13 protein-coding genes are annotated in these 15,075 nt (G+C 62.4%); 2 read left to right on the top strand and 11 right to left on the bottom strand.

The features are described from left to right. Window position 1: 1 nt before the first annotated feature. From J5J09_RS20415 to J5J09_RS20380, 8 genes are all read right to left on the bottom strand, one after another. Complete coding sequence (locus tag J5J09_RS20415; protein WP_208554067.1) at window positions 2–1,675, bottom strand: amidohydrolase; 1,674 nt, start codon at window positions 1,673–1,675, stop codon at window positions 2–4. A 9-nt stretch (window positions 1,676–1,684) separates the two neighbouring features. Continuing rightward, window positions 1,685–3,352, bottom strand: a complete 1,668-nt coding sequence (locus J5J09_RS20410; RefSeq protein ID WP_208554066.1) for an amidohydrolase — start codon at window positions 3,350–3,352, stop codon at window positions 1,685–1,687. Window positions 3,353–3,376: 24 nt separating this feature from the next. After that, window positions 3,377–4,549, bottom strand: coding sequence for a serine hydrolase (locus tag J5J09_RS20405; RefSeq protein WP_208554065.1), 1,173 nt, complete (start codon window positions 4,547–4,549; stop codon window positions 3,377–3,379). Between the two features lie 70 nt (window positions 4,550–4,619). After that, window positions 4,620–5,654: an extracellular solute-binding protein gene (locus tag J5J09_RS20400; protein WP_208554459.1), complete on the bottom strand. Its 1,035-nt coding sequence runs from the start codon at window positions 5,652–5,654 to the stop codon at window positions 4,620–4,622. Window positions 5,655–5,695: 41 nt separating this feature from the next. Further along, complete coding sequence (locus tag J5J09_RS20395) at window positions 5,696–6,499, bottom strand: ABC transporter permease (RefSeq protein WP_208554064.1); 804 nt, start codon at window positions 6,497–6,499, stop codon at window positions 5,696–5,698. Then, on the bottom strand, window positions 6,492–7,415 hold the full coding sequence (locus J5J09_RS20390; protein WP_208554063.1) for an ABC transporter permease: 924 nt from the start codon (window positions 7,413–7,415) through the stop codon (window positions 6,492–6,494). Before J5J09_RS20390 ends, J5J09_RS20395 begins: the two co-directional genes overlap by 8 nt. 2 nt (window positions 7,416–7,417) lie before the next feature. After that, window positions 7,418–8,512, bottom strand: coding sequence for an ABC transporter ATP-binding protein (locus tag J5J09_RS20385; RefSeq protein WP_210388091.1), 1,095 nt, complete (start codon window positions 8,510–8,512; stop codon window positions 7,418–7,420). 138 nt (window positions 8,513–8,650) lie between these two features. Then, window positions 8,651–8,923, bottom strand: a complete 273-nt coding sequence (locus J5J09_RS20380; RefSeq protein WP_208554062.1) for a hypothetical protein — start codon at window positions 8,921–8,923, stop codon at window positions 8,651–8,653. On the opposite strand from J5J09_RS20380, the gene J5J09_RS20375 reads away from it, so the two are divergent. Beyond that, window positions 8,922–10,346, top strand: a complete 1,425-nt coding sequence (locus tag J5J09_RS20375; protein WP_208554061.1) for an amidase — start codon at window positions 8,922–8,924, stop codon at window positions 10,344–10,346. The two genes, J5J09_RS20380 and J5J09_RS20375, sit on opposite strands and share 2 nt — an antisense overlap. A 140-nt stretch (window positions 10,347–10,486) precedes the next feature. Then, entirely contained in the window at window positions 10,487–11,539 is a 1,053-nt protein-coding gene (locus J5J09_RS20370) for a dipeptidase (protein ID WP_208554060.1), read from the top strand. An 18-nt stretch (window positions 11,540–11,557) separates the two neighbouring features. On the opposite strand, the gene J5J09_RS20365 is transcribed toward J5J09_RS20370, so the two are convergent. From J5J09_RS20365 to J5J09_RS20355, 3 genes are all read right to left on the bottom strand, one after another. After that, window positions 11,558–12,742: an alpha-D-ribose 1-methylphosphonate 5-triphosphate diphosphatase gene (locus J5J09_RS20365; protein ID WP_208554059.1), complete on the bottom strand. Its 1,185-nt coding sequence runs from the start codon at window positions 12,740–12,742 to the stop codon at window positions 11,558–11,560. Between the two features lie 117 nt (window positions 12,743–12,859). Next, complete coding sequence (locus J5J09_RS20360; RefSeq protein WP_208554058.1) at window positions 12,860–13,852, bottom strand: P1 family peptidase; 993 nt, start codon at window positions 13,850–13,852, stop codon at window positions 12,860–12,862. 87 nt (window positions 13,853–13,939) lie between these two features. Next, complete coding sequence (locus J5J09_RS20355) at window positions 13,940–14,941, bottom strand: 2OG-Fe(II) oxygenase family protein (RefSeq protein ID WP_208554057.1); 1,002 nt, start codon at window positions 14,939–14,941, stop codon at window positions 13,940–13,942. Window positions 14,942–15,075 lie beyond the last annotated feature (134 nt).

Raw genomic sequence — 15,075 nt, 5'->3', positions numbered from 1 at the left:
GTCAGGCTGCCTCGTGGGTTATGCGACCGTCGCAGATCGTCATCCGTACCGGAATGTCGGCGATAGCTTCATGAGAGACTGAGTGGATATCGGCGGACAGGATCACGACATCCGCGAGATAACCCGGCTTCAACATGCCCTTGCGATCCTCCATGAATTCGACCCAGGCGCCGGTCCGCGTGTAAGCCGTCAAGGTTTCCTCAAGCGTGAGGCGATGGTCCGGCATGTCGTCGGCCCAGGGCTTTCTTGTCATCGCGTCGCGGATGCAGCTCAGCGGCGGGAGCGGCGAGACCGGCCAGTCGGTCGAGAAGACCACGGTCGCCCCTGCGTCCTTCAATGCTTTCCAGGCAAAGGCCTGTGACCAGCGCTCGCGGCCGATATAGGTGAGGTAGGGTTCCAGTGGCAGGCCGGCCGATCCCGGGGGGTGGGTGGGCTGCATGGATGCGATGGTCCCGGTTGCGGCAAAACGCGGCACATCGTCCGGATGGACAACCTCGATATGTTCGATGCGGTTGCGGCGGTCGCTGCGGCCATTTTCGCCCTGCGCCGCTTCGTAACCGTCGAGCACCATGCGCACCGCGCCATCGCCGATGGCATGCACGGCGATCGGCAGGCCAAGGCTATCCGCCTCCAGGGCAATGCTGTTGAAATGCTCCGCCGAAAACAGCGGTTCGCCCTTCCAGCCGGGCTTATGGCTGTAGTCATCGACAAAGAAGGCCGTCTCGCCTTCGGTGACGCCGTCCATGAACATCTTGACGAAGTCGCAGCGCAGCTTGTCGGTGTCGAAGCGTTCGCGCCAGACTGCTGCCTTTTCTTCCAGATCGCTCAGCGGCATGAAGTTCTTCATGTGGTAGGGCATGCGGACCCGCACCGGAAGACCTGTGGTGTCCTCGATCTCCTGCAGCATTTCCAACTGGTAGAGGCTGCCGTCCATGTTCTGGAGCGAGGTGATGCCATGCCAGGCGCAATAGGCGAGGCCGCGCTTAATAACCTCGATGTCGCCGGCCCGTTCTTCCGGCGTGACGTGATCGGGGTCGCCGCCCGTGCCGACGCCGAGACCTTCGCGGCCACCCGTGGCGCTCATGCTGGAAACCGGTCGGATCGCATTCGTTTCCCGCAACTCCCCGGTCGCGAGGCCGTCATCGCCCATGACGATCTCGTTGCCGACGCCGACATCGCGGCCATGGAGGATCCCGGCCTTTTCCAAGGCTATCGTGTTCGCCCAGGCCGTGTGGTGGTCCGGGGAGAACATCAGAAACGGGCGGTCGGAGATGATGCGGTCGAGGTGGTGGCGCGTGACGCGCTCCTCCTCCGACAGGATCGTGTAGTCGGCCGATTGCGCGACCAGTAGAGGAAGATCCGGGTTGTTCGCGGCGTAGTCCCTTACCTTCGCCTTGAGGGCATCGAACCCCTTCAGCTGAAAGAGCGACAGCTCGCCGAGACCGACGGAGCCGCCGAAGATGTGCATGTGGGCTTCGTTGAAACCCGGCATGACCGTCGCGCCGCCGGCGTCGACGACGCGTGTCACCGGTGTAGCGAGCGCCTGAATGTCCGCGTCGTCGCCAACCGCGAGAATACGGTTGCCGGCGATGGCGATGGCCTGCGCCACGGGTGACGCCTCATCCATGGTCAGGATGCGGGCGTTTTGGATGATGATGTCGGCGGCTTGTCCCATGATGCTCTCTCAGGCCCGGTGCGTGATGCGTCCGTCGCAGATCGTGACGGCGGCGCGGACCGTATCCATGATCTTGTCCGCTGGCACCTCCTCGATGTCGTGCGTGAGGATGACGACGTCGGCGAGGAAGTCCGGCTTCAACCTGCCCTTGCGGTCTTCCATGAACTCGACCCAGGCGCCGATCGAGGTGTAGGCCTCGAGCGATTCTGCGAGCGTGAAGCGCTGGTCCTTCAGACCGTCCTTCCACGGCTTGCGGGTCAGCGCATCCTGGATGCACTGGAATGGAGAAACAGGCGAGACGGGCCAGTCGGAAGCGAAGACGACGGTGGCGCCGGCCTCCTTCATGGTCCGCCAGGCATAGGCATAGTCCCAGCGATCCTCGCCGATCTTGTCGGTGGTCGGCTCGGCCGGGAAGCACGTGCCGCCTGGATAGTGGACCGGCTGCATGGAGGCGACGATGCCGAGATCGGCAAAACGCGCGATGTCGTCGGGGTGGATTACCTCGATATGCTCGATGCGGTGGCGTTGGTCCTGCTTGCCGTTGGCCTTCACGGCGGCCTCGTAGCCATCGAGCGTCTGGCGGATCGCGGCACTGCCGATCGCATGGACGGCGACCTGCAGGCCAAGTGCGTCGGCCTTGGTCGCGATGGCGTTGAAGGCTTCCGCCGTGAAGAGCGGTTCGTAGGTATAGCCGGGACGGTCGCCGTAACCGTCCAGCATGAAGGCCGTCTGGCTGTCGAGCACGCCATCCATGAAGACCTTGACGAAATCGCCGCGCAGCATGTCGGTCGCAAACTCGCGTTTCCACTCGGCTGCCTTGTCCAGTTCGGCGAGGTCCATGAAGTTCTTCATGTGGAAGGGAATGCGGATGCGGCAGGGCAGCTCGCCTGCCTCTTCAAGGTCGCGCATTATGCGGAGCTGGTAGTGGTTGCCGTCGAAATTCTGGATCGAGGTGACGCCCCAGGAGGCGCAATATTCGAGGCCGTTCTTCAGGATCGTGCGGTCGAGGGCGTACTGCTCCGGCGTCACGTTTTCCGGGTCCATGCCGGTGACCATGCCGAGTTCCTCGCGCCCGCCCGTGGAAGCGAGTGCGGCGACGGGGCCGAAGGCATTGCCCTCGCGCAGTTCACCGCTCGCCAGGCCGTCCTCGCCCATGACCACCTCGTTGCCGATGCCGACATCCTTGCCATGCAGAAGACCGGCCTTTTCGAGCGCCATGGTATTGGCCCAGGCCGTATGGTGGTCGGGCGCGAACATCATGAACGGGCGGTCGGCGATGATCGCGTCGAGATGCTGGCGGGTGCAGGGTTGATGGAGGCCGATGATCGAATAGTCGGCGGAAAAGCCCATCAGCAGCGGCTCATCGGGATTGGCCGCCGCAAAGGCGAGCATCTTTTCCTTCAGCGCCTCGAACCCCTGCACGCCATGCAGGTTGAGCTGCCGCAGCGACACCGATCCCGGGAAAATGTGCATGTGAGCTTCGTTGAAACCCGGCATCACGGTCGCGCCGCCAGCGTCGAGGACTTTCGTGGTGGGCAAAGCCAACGCCTCGATTTCCGAGAGACTGCCGACGGCTTTGATCCTGTTTCCGGATAGCGCGATGGCTTCGGCTCGCGGATTGTCCTTGTCCATCGTCAGCACGACTGCGTTCTTGATGATGATATCGGCCTTGCTCATGTATCTCGTTCCGATGAAGCCCGATCAGACGCGGCAGAGCGCGCGGAAGAAGGCGAAGTTGTCCTGTTTCAGTTCGTCATCGAGCGGATTTGGCTGCGACGACAGCTTGACGACCACCGTTTCCGTCGATGGGTCGACATAGAGCCACTGGCCGTGAATGCCGATGGCGCAGAAGGCCCCGTCCTCGAGGCCCGACTGGTACCATTGGCTGCGATAGCGTCCCTCCGGCAGGAAGGTCTCGTCGCCATCGACCCAGGCCTGATGGCTGCCGGCGGTCCGCATGTCGGCGACCCAGGCAGTCGGGATGACCTGATTGCCGTCCGCGACGCCATTCATGCGGAGCATCTCGCCAACGCGCGCGAGATCACGCGCCCGCATGCTCATACCGCCGGCGGTTCGGGCGGTTCCGATGGCGTCGACCGTGATCGAGGCATGACCCAGCGCACCCATCGGTTTCCACAGCCGTTCGGACACCAGGTCGGCGATCCTGCGGCCGCTAGAGCGTTCGATGATGATGCCGAGCAGGTCCGAATTCGGTGACTGATAATGGAACGGCCCTCCATGGGGACCGTCGCCCTTCTTCAGGCTCGTCAGCAGGCCGACCATGGTATCGACCGGCTGACCGGGGAGGGGGGGATTCCAAAGCATGGCGCGGCGATAGCGGCCGTAGTGGCCATCGACGTTCAGATAGGATTCCTCGAAATCGAGGCTGACGCGCATGTCCAGCACGTCGCGGCAGGTGCAGTCGCCATAGGCGCTGCCAGCAGCTTCGGGCAGGTAGTGCACCACGGGCTTGTCGGCGTCCAGGACGCCGTCAGCCTCCAGAATGCCGAAGATCAGCGCGGTCATGGACTTGCTGATCGAGAAGATGATGTGATTTTTCTCGGCGCCGGAATGGGGCGCGTAATACTCCGATACGATGTTGCCGGACTTCATCAGAACGAAACCGTCCGTATGGGCGTATTCGAGGAAGGCGCGCGGTGTCGCGGCTGTATCGAGGCCGGTATCCATCGGCTGGTCGAGCAGGTCGGACACGACTTCCGTTTCAGGGGTCTCCACGCTGCAGGCGATCCGTGCCGTCGGCACGATCTCCTCGACATTGTGGAAGCTCCACCGGCTGTAGGGGGTGGTGCGCCAGTTGGCGAGCGTCACGTCGGCGCGGGCAAAACCGTAGCGCTTCTCGAATTCTGTTGTCATGGCAAAAGAAAATCCGTCGGGAGGGTGATAGGCACCCTCCCGTGTCGTTCATATCGCTGGATCGGACTGCTTACTTCTGCAGTTCGGTCCAGATCTTCGTGTAGAGCTCCTGCACCGGCGGTTCGCAGCTCTGCAGGAATTCACCGGCTGACTCGAACTCGGCCGGGACGACGAGTTCCGGTGCCGTCTGCATTTCCGGCGGCATGAACTGCTCGGAACCCTTGATGCCGTTGGCGTATTTCGCGAAGGCCGAGATCATCGCCGCGTTTTCCGGGTCCATGATGAAGTTCATGAACAGCTTGGCGTTCTCGACGTTCTTGGCGTCCTTGAGGATCGCGACGCTATCCATGAAGAATGGGAAGCCTTCCTTCGGATAGCCGAACTTGACGTCGGCGTTCTTCTCGCGGGAGCGCATGATCGCGCCGTTCCAGTAGTAGACGGCGGCGTAGTCGCCGGTCGGCAGCTTCTCGGTCACGCTATAGTCCATGGCGAGCCACTTGGCCTTGGCCTCGACCAGCTTGTCCCGCACCTTGCGCAGCACGTCCTTGTCGGTCGTGCACCAGTCGCCGCCGAAATACTTGATGGTGGCGAACAGAACGTCGTTCATCTCGGGCGCGACGTTGATCTTGCCGACCAGTTCTTCCGGCGGATCGAGAAAGATCGCCGAGGTATTGATGTCGCCCTTGTAGACGGCCGTGTTGACGCCGATGCCGGTCAGGCCCCACTGCCACGGAACGGTGTAGTGACGGCCCGGATCCCAGGCGACATCGACCCAGCGCGGGTCAACGTTCTTGAAGTTTTCCATCTGGTCGGGACGGGCTTCGAGAAGCAGGTCTTCCTTGACCCAGATCGGAACATAGTTGGCCGAAGGCACGACGATGTCGAAGCCGTGGCCACCGGCGCGAACCTTGGCCAGCGCCGTGTCGTTGGAATCGTAGTCGGTGACCGTCACCTTGACGTCGAAGGTTTGCTCGAACTTCTTGATCATCTCCGGGCTGGTGTAGTCACCCCAGTTGTAGATGTTCAGTTCGCCGGCTGCCGAGGCGGTTCCGGCAAAGGCCAGCAGTGTGATCGCCGCTGTCGCGGTGCTCGTCATCCATGTCATTTTCATAGTCCGTTCCTCTCTTTTGCTCGGATGTCGGTTTGTTATTGTTTTCGTTTGTTGATGAAGAAGAAAATCATGACCAGCACCGCCGACAGGGCCAGGAACACCGTGGCTATCGCGTTGATTTCGGGCGTGGTCTCCCGGCGCAACTGGCCCAGCATGTAGGTCGGCAGCGTGTCCTGCCCGCCCGACTTGACGAACTCGGTGATGACCACGTCGTCGAGCGAGGTCACGAACGCCAGCATGAAGCCGGCGATGATGCCGGGACGCAGCAGCGGCAGCGTGACCCGCCGGAAGGCCATCCAGGGTGTGGCGTAAAGATCCGCGGCGGCCCGTTCTAGCGTCAGATCCATGCTTTCCAGCCGTGCCCGGATCGGAAGATAGGCAAACGGAATGCAGAAGGCCGTATGGGCGAGTACGAGGTAGCCGAGGCCCGAATAGCCGGTCCAGACCTTGATCCTGGAAAAGACGATCAACAGTGCCACGGCAGTGACGATTTCCGGCACCATCAGCGGCTGGTTGATGACCGCATATTTGAAGGTAAGGCCGCGATAAGGCTCGGTCCGCGTCGTCGCCAGCGCCGCCATGGTCGCGGCGACCGTTGCGAGCGCTGCCGACCAGAGCGCGATCACCAGCGAGCGGATAGCCGCGCTCTGAACCGCATCGTTGTCCCAGGCCGAGACGAACCACCGCGTCGAGAACCCGCCCCATTGCGAGAGAGACTCAGCGGAATTGAACGAGTAGACGACGAGGGCCGCGATCGGGAGGTACAGCGCGAAGAAAGTGAAGAGGGCGATGAAGCCGAAGCCGGGCTGTGTGCGGATGTTGAATTGGGTCTTACGCATGGCCGGCCCCCGATCGTGAGGCGTTGCGCACGTAGAAAAGCAGGGCGATCATCACCAGCGCCATCAGCGTGATGGAGATCGCAGCGCCGAGCGGCCAGTTGCGGCCGGCGCCGAACTGCAGTTCGATCAGGTTGCCGAGCATCATGTTTTTGCCGCCGCCGAGCACCCGGGGAATAACGTAGGCGCCGAGCGAGGGGATGAAGACGAGGATCGATCCGGCGATCAGGCCAGGTTTCACCAGCGGAATGATGATGCGCCAGAGCACCTGCAGCCGGTTTGCGTAGAGATCGTAACCGGCCTCGATCAGGCGGAAGTCGAGTTTCTCGATCGAGGCGTAGAGCGGCAGTACCATCAGCGGCAGGTAGACATAGGTCATGCCGAGCAGGTTGGCGGTGTCGGTGTAGATGATCTGCAGCGGGCTATCGATGATGCCGAGCCAGATCAGCGCATTGTTCAGGAGGCCTTCGTTGCGGATCACCTGCTGCATGGCGAAGGTGCGGATGAGGAGATTGGTCCAGAAGGGGATCGTGACCAGGAACACCCATATTTCGCGGGTCCTCGCCGGCCGCGTCGCGATAAAATAGGCGGTCGGGAAACCGAGGATAAGGGTGAGGATCGTTGTGTAGAAGGACAGCTTGATCGAGCGCCAGATGATGGCCAGATGCGCGTCGGCGATACCCAGCGTGTCGTCGAAGATATCGCGTGTGAAGAAGACGGATATCCAGCCTTCCGTAGAGAACTGCCAGAGTTTGACGTCGCCGTAGTCGCCCTTTTCCATGAACGAATAAAGCAGCATCACGAAGAGTGGTCCGATGGCGGCGACGAGGATGATGACGAGGGCCGGACCGCTCAGAAGCCAGCGATTGCGGATCGTTTTAGTTTTCGCCGCGGCGGCGGCTTTTTGTGCCCCGCTCATGGTCAGGCCCTCAGGATCTGTGCGGCGTCGCGCCCGAGCTGAACGGCAACGCGATCGCCCTTCTGGTGCTCTTCGCCTCCGGAACGGACATTCTGTTCGCGTACGATGAAGGCTTCGCCGCTGTCGAGGCGAACGTGAAAATGCGTGTCCGTGCCGAAATAGATTGCCTCTTCCAGCACACCGTCGAAGCGACCGGTGCCGGGTTTGCCGAGGCTCGCATGTTCCGGTCGGATGACGACGGTAACTTTACCGTCTGGCGCGCCGCCTTCCGGCAGCGTCGCCTCGATCTCGGCACCGGCGGCGAGACCGACGGTCGCCGTCGTGGTATTCCGGGCCTTGATCGAGCCCTCGAGGAAGTTCGACTCGCCGATGAAGTCGGCGACAAAACGATCGGCTGGCCTGTCGTAGATTTCGCGCGCGGTTCCGACCTGCCGGACCTCGCCGTTCGACATGACCGCGATGCGGTCGGACATCGTCAGGGCTTCTTCCTGGTCGTGCGTGACGAAGATGAAGGTGATGCCGGTCTCTGCCTGAACGCGCTTCAGTTCGATCTGCATTTCCTTGCGCAGCTTGTAATCCAGCGCCGAGAGCGGTTCGTCGAGCAGCAGAACCTTCGGCTTGGGAGCCAGTGCGCGAGCCAGCGCCACGCGCTGCTGCTGGCCGCCGGAAATCTGGCTGACCTGCCGATCGCGCATCTGCGTCATGTGCACGAGTTCCAGCATCTCGTTGACGCGCGCTTTGATCTCCTCCTTTGGTCGGCCAAGCATCTGGAGGCCGAAGGCTATGTTTTCCGCGACCGTCATGTGCGGGAAGAGCGCATAGCTCTGGAAAACCGTATTGACCGGCCGCTTAAACGGCGGAAGCGGCGCGATGTCCTCGCCGTGCAGGAGGATTTCACCGTTTGTCGGGAAATCGAAGCCGGCGATCAGCCGGAGCAGCGTGGTCTTGCCACAGCCGGATGGTCCAAGAAGCGTGAAGAACTCGTTTTCGCGAATTTGAAGAAAGACACCGCCGAGCGCGGTCACCTGATATTCGCCATACCCGTAAATGCGGCTCACGTCCCGGATATCGATCGCCACGCTCTCTTTTGTGCTCAAGACTTTTCCCCGGTCTCGTTGTCGTTCCAGAATATTCCCGTTGGTTGCGCCAGATCTTTCGGTCCGTCGCTGCCTTGTCGTCCTTCGACGCAATTCACATGCCACTCATCGGGGTTTTCTGTTCACTCCCTCGAATGATCAGGGACGCTCGCGATTCCGGGCGCTGCGCCCTTTTGGAAGCGGTAGTTCCCCTGTCATTCCTGCGCCCGGCTCTTTCCTCCGGTCGTCGTTTGAAAGGGATGCTGCACTAAAATTGGTCGTTTGACCATTTTTATTTCTCAAGGCTCCGAAATTTTTTCCCGGGTGGTTTCCGGACCGTCCGCGACCGCTTATTCCGGCCTTGACGAGGAAGACATCGCTCGGCGACATGTTGGTCAACATGTCCTCATAGCGGCCCAGGGATTTTTCCATGTCTGACGTTACCTCGCTCGGCGGGTCGGAACTGTCCGACGCCATTCACGGAAAGCGTCTGTCCTGCGAGGCCGTGATGGAAACGGTCCTGGAGAGGATCGCTGCGGTCAATCCCTGGATCAACGCGATCGTCAGTCTTCGTCCGGCCGAGGATCTGCTGGCCGAAGCGAGGACCTGTGACCGGGAACTCCGGGACGGACATTCCCGTGGCTGGATGCATGGCATGCCAATCGCCATCAAGGATTTGAGCGAGGCCGAGGGTATCCGCTGTACCTATGGCTCGCCGCTCTTTGCCGATTTTGTTCCTGATTTCGACGACATCCAGGTGGAGCGGATCAAAAAAGCCGGCGCCATTGTTATCGGCAAGACCAATACGCCGGAATGGGGTTTCGGCTCGCACAGCTACAATCCCGTTTTCGGGGTGACGCGCAATCCGTACGACTTGTCCTGCAGTGCCGGAGGATCGAGCGGCGGTGCGGCTGCGGCTCTGTCCGCCCGGCTCCTGCCCGTGGCGGATGGTTCGGACATGATGGGCTCCCTTCGCAACCCCGCGGGCTTCAACAATGTCGTTGGTTTTCGTCCGAGTTTCGGCCGCATCCCGTCGCTGCCCGGTCGCGACGCTTATCTGAACCAGTTGGCGACGCTCGGTCCGATGGGGCGGTCGGTGCGGGACGTGGCGCGGCTTTTCGAAACGCAGGCGGGCTTCGATCCGCGTGATCCGGCCTCGCTTTCGTCAGCGGCTGTCACGCTCACGGATCCCGACCCGAAGGGCAAGCGGATCGCCTGGTTCGGCGATTTCGGTGGCTATCTGCCCTTTGAGCGGGGAGTTTTGGATGTCTGTGGTTCGGCGTTGCCGGTGTTCGAGGCGCTTGGTTACCACGTCGATGCGGTGGTGCCGGAGTTCGACATGGGCAAGGTCTGGTGGGCCTGGACCACGCTCCGCAGCTGGCTCACCGCCGGCAGCATGAAAGCATTGTACGAGGATCCGGCGAAGAGGTCATTGCTAAAGCCGGAAGTTCTCTGGGAAATCGAGTCAGGATTAAGCGTCCCGGCAGGCGACGTCTACGAGGCCTCGGCCATCCGCACCGCGTGGTACCAGTATCTGCTTACCGTCTTCGAGCGTTACGAGGCGCTGGTCATGCCATCCGCCCAGGTCTTTCCGTTCGACGCGGAGCTGACCTGGCCACGCGAGGTCGGCGGTCGATCCATGGATACCTATCACCGCTGGATGGAAGTGGTGATAGGCCCTAGCATGGCGGGTCTTCCCGTCGTTGCGATGCCTGCGGGCTTTGGCGGTCCCGGAAGCAGCCTGCCGGCTGGTATCCAGATCGTCGGACGGCCGCGCGGCGACAACGAGGTTCTGTCGCTCGGCTTGCTTTATGAACGCAACACCGACTGGCTGTCACGTGTGCCTGCGCTGTGACAACGCCTGCCGGGCTTGAAATACCCTCTTCCTTCACCAGTCTATTGTTTTGACACAATTCAAAAGGCAAAACCCGTTCCCAGTTCGGCCGGAATTGCTTTAGGCTGAGATCATCGCTTTGCATTCACAGGTCTTTCCACATGAATCTGGTTTTTGACGGGCACAACGACGTGCTGTTGCGGCTATGGCGCGGACGCCATGCCGGGAGCGATCCGGTCGTGGAATTTTCCGAGGGCGCGCGGGAAGGCCATATCGATGGGCCCCGGGCACGGGCCGGCGGCCTCGCTGGCGGGCTTTGCGCGATCTATATCCCGTCGATGAAGGAATTCGCCCTGCAGGAAGCCGGTCCCGACGGGCACTACAACACGCCGATGGAAGCGCCGTTGCAGCGGGGTAGCTCGCTCGACATCGCGCTCGACATGGCGGCAATTGCGTTGCGTCTCGCTCGGGCAGGTGCCTGGCGCCTCTGCCGCTCGACCGGAGAGATCCGCGATGCGATGCGGGACGGCGTGTTCGCGGCGGTGCTGCACATGGAAGGCTGCGAGGCGATCGACGCGGAACTTGCCGCGTTGGAGGTCTTTCACGCTGCCGGCCTCCGTTCGCTGGGACCCGTCTGGAGCCGGCACAACATCTTCGGGCATGGCGTACCATTCGCCTATCCGATGTCGCCGGATACCGGACCGGGGCTGACGGACGTCGGGTTCGATCTGGTGCGCGCGTGCAACCGGCTCGGGATCGTCATCGATCTCGCGCACATCACCGAAAAGGGTTTCTGGGATGTCGCGAAGACCTCAGACCAGCCGCTCGTCGCGAGCCATTCCAACGCGCATGCGCTGACCCCGGTCGCCCGCAACCTGACCGACCGGCAGCTCGATGCGATCCGGGAGCGGAAAGGCCTTGTCGGCTTGAACTATGCCGTGACGATGCTGCGGCCGGACGCGCGGGACAATCCGGACACGCCGCTCTCCGATATGGTTCGCCACATCGACTATCTCGTCGCGCGCATGGGCATCGACTGCGTCGCGCTGGGATCGGATTTCGACGGTGCCACCATTCCCGCAGCGATCGGGGATGCCTCCGGAAATCAGGCGCTTATCGAGGCTCTCTCGGACGCCGGATATGACGAGGATGCGCTTGCAAAGATTTGCCGCGAGAACTGGCTGAGGATATTCGCCTCGGCCTGGCACGAATAACAGACGGGGCGTCTCCCATCAGGAGACCCGGATACCCTCACGCCAGATCTGCTTCGGATAGGGATGGCCGTCGTGCAGTCCGATCCGGACGAGGTCTGCCCGCTTGCCCACGGCGATCTCGCCACGATCGCTCAAACCTGCTGCCTCAGCGGGCGTCTTCGTCACCATCCGCAGCGCCGCCGGCAGGTCGAAGTCGAGCTCCGGATCGTCTGCGATCATGAAAGCGGCGTCGAGCATCGACCGCGGCACGTAGTCCGAGGCCATGATGTCTATGAGGTTCTGCAGAAGCAGGTCGCGAACGGCGATGTTGCCCGATTGCGAACCGCCGCGAACCACGTTCGGAGCGCCGCCCACGGTCAGCATGCCGCGTCGGCGGGCTTCGAGTGCCGCTTCCAGCGTGCAGGGGAATTCGGAAATCGTCACGCCTTCGTCGGCGGCGAGGTCGACATGCTCGATGTCGGTATCGTCGTGGCTGAGCAGTGGCATGCCATGCGCCCTGGCCAGCGCCACCACCTTCGGCCGCACCGTGGCGCCGATATGGCTCTTTTCGGCCAGCAGGATCTCGATCTTGCGGCGGACGACCTGATGACTCTCGCCGGTGGATTTGGATGCACGGTGTACGTAAGCGTCCATGTCGCGGCTCTGGCGGATGCCGGGCAGGTGCTCCATCACCGACATCATCTTCACGATCGGACGCTCGATATTGGCGGCAAGCAATGCCGGGGTTTCCTCGTCGGTGATCTCGCAGCGCAGATGCACAAGGTGTTCCGCCCGCAGCATGCCGGCTCCTTGCGCCTTCTCCAGCGCGTCGATCATCGGTTTCAGGATCTGGGCGCGTTCGGGATTGTCGGTCGTAGCGCCAACGCAGAGGCTGTCGAACACAGTGGTCACGCCGCCGCCGATGATCTGGGCGTCGTGTGCCAAGGCGGCGCGCATGAAATCCCAGCGGACGTGCGAGCGCGGGTAGACGTGTTTCTCGAAATGGTCGGTGTGGATATCCACGAGGCCGGGGATCAGGTAGTCGCCGCCGAAGTCGATGGCGTTGCCCTGCTCACTGCCGGTACCGACGGAGGCGATCCGCCCGTTCTCGATGACGACGTCCCCGTCGACGATCCTGTCGGAAAGCACGACCCGGGCATTGGTGAGCACCGTCCGCCCGTCAGAGCCGGCCGCATGATCCTGCGAGTTCATCTGCATCAGCATGGCCAGACCTTTCCGGTGAACGCATGGGAGAGGGCGGGGATCGACTCGACCCACCTGTTTCGGCCCCGTGCTTATCGCCGTCGCATGACGATTCTGTGTCGGTTTGCGCGCCGCCACTCACGCGAACAGGTCGCGCCAGGATTTCTGTGCACCGTCGTACGGAAGCGCCGTCGCCTCGAATACCCCACGCGCGATGGCGCGTGCCGTGACGACAGTTGCGAGGTGACACAGCTCCATGAACTCCGCGAGATCCGTCAGCTCGCGCCTGCCAGTCGCGGCCGCGAACATGGTGTCGCCGTCAGAGGGCAGGTGGGCCGGCAAAATAGCGCGGGCGAGGCCGTCATGGGCCATGATGGACAGACGATGGACCTGCGCCTTGGTCAGCTTGGCGTCCGTCACGACCGCGCCGATCGTGGTTGCCGTGATGTCTATGCCCTTGGCTCGCAGCGCGGTATCCGATGGTGTGAACGTTTGCGGTAGTCCGCGTCCCCCGAACTCCTTGTCGCGCTCGAAGGGTGCGGCCCAGAAATGCGGGCCGGTGCCGACGGTTGCCGAGCCCATGGCGTTGACGGCGACGATCGCCGCGATCCGGGTGCCGTTCCGCGTTTCCATGCTCGCCGATCCCAGCCCGCCCTTCATCGTGGCCGTCGTGGCACCGGTGCCGGCGCCGAGGGTGCCGAGAGGAAATGGCTCTTTCGATGCAGCCTTGAACGCGGCGTAGCCCATGTCGCGGTAAGGAGAATGCAGACCCCAGTCCTTGTCTCCGCCATTCAGCAGGTCCATCAGAATCGCCTGCGGCACGATCGGAACCTTGACCGGACCCACCGGAAAACCCCGGCCGATCTCGCGAAGGCCGGCCTGCACGCCGCCGGCGGCATCAAGTCCGAAGGCCGAACCCCCGGACAGGACAAAGGCATCGACCTGCTGCACCACCATGGACGGGTCGAGAAGCGCTGTTTCGCGCCCGCCCGGCGCGCCGCCGAGTACCGTGCCGGAGGCGGTTGCAGGCTCGTCGAAGACGATCGCCGTCACGCCCGAACCGAGCGTCAGGTCTGTCACGTGTCCGACGGAGACACCGCCGATGTCGGTCAGCAGGTTGTAAAGGGCCATGGTCGCCTCCTTTTTCGCACCTGTCTTAACGCGATTCTGCGGCGGACGGAGGAACGCGTTCCGCCGCAGACAGAGGTCGGGTCGATATCAGCGCTTGGCCTTGGTGCCGCCGAAGTTCGCGGCGATGCGCATCTGCAGGTAGTCGTGCGCGGTCATCGGCTCGTACTTCTTTTCCGGTCCCTCGATCACCGCGTCGCAATTGGCCTGGCAGAAGAAGGCCATCGAATAGCGGGGGCCGTGGGATTCGTCAGGCTTCGGCATGCGCACCCGGTGCAGGGTCGACTGCAGCTTGTCATCGCTCCAGCGCATCAGCATATCGCCGATATTGCAGGTGACGACGCCCGGCAGCGGCGGGATCGAGGTCCAGGCCTGGCTTTCGTATTCCTGGCCGGGGCACACCTGAAGGCCGCCCTGGCCGGGGCGCTGGTGCAGGAGCGTCAGGCAATCGTAGTCGGTATGGGCGCCGGCGCGCCAGTAGGTGTAGTCCTCCGGCTTCGGATTGACGAGCGGCAGGTAGTGCAGGAGCCTAAGCGTGCTCTGGTACTCCTTCGACGATGGATCATGCAGCGTGGTGAAGAAGTCTTCCGTAAAGCCCAGCTTCATTGCGAAGCACGACAGCACCTTCATGCCAAGCTCCCAGTTCGCCCGCTCGAAGGCCATCATCTTGGCCTTGAAGTCGGGAAGTTCCTCCTCGCTCGGCCAAAGAACCGTCATGCGGGGAAGGGTGATCTGGTAGCTTTCCTTCTGGTCCGCCGTGCCCGTCGAGGGGCGCACCTGCGCTTTGTATTCCCAGCCCGAGTTCGTGCCCTTGAGTAGCGGATACTTGCCCTTGGTCTCCGCCGGCAGCGCGAAGAAGCGCTCCTCGTATTCGAAAGCCTCGTCGATCTGTTCCTGCGGAATGCCATGGTTGATGAGCTGGAAGAAGCCGACGGTTGTTGCCGCCTCCCAGAGCTGCTCGGCGATCTCCGCCTTGCGGTTTTCGAAATCGCTCATGTCGATCTGGAGGATCTGGCGGTCGGCCTCAAGTCCTTCTCCGCCGACGGTGGTTTCCTTGTTGAGTTCGGCCAGGCCGTAGTTTGCTGCACTCATTTCCTTGTCTCCTGTCAGTCGAACGACACCGGACGATCCGGCATCTTCCAAAAGGAGCAATGACCCGACGCCGGTATGGCGCCTGACTGCTTCTACTCCTGAACCGGCGGATATCGCCGCCGGGCAAGCGCGGC

This window comes from Ciceribacter sp. L1K22 (assembly GCF_017599385.1).
Classification (GTDB): Bacteria; Pseudomonadota; Alphaproteobacteria; order Rhizobiales; family Rhizobiaceae; genus Allorhizobium.
This window is presented reverse-complemented; position numbering and strand designations above follow the sequence as displayed.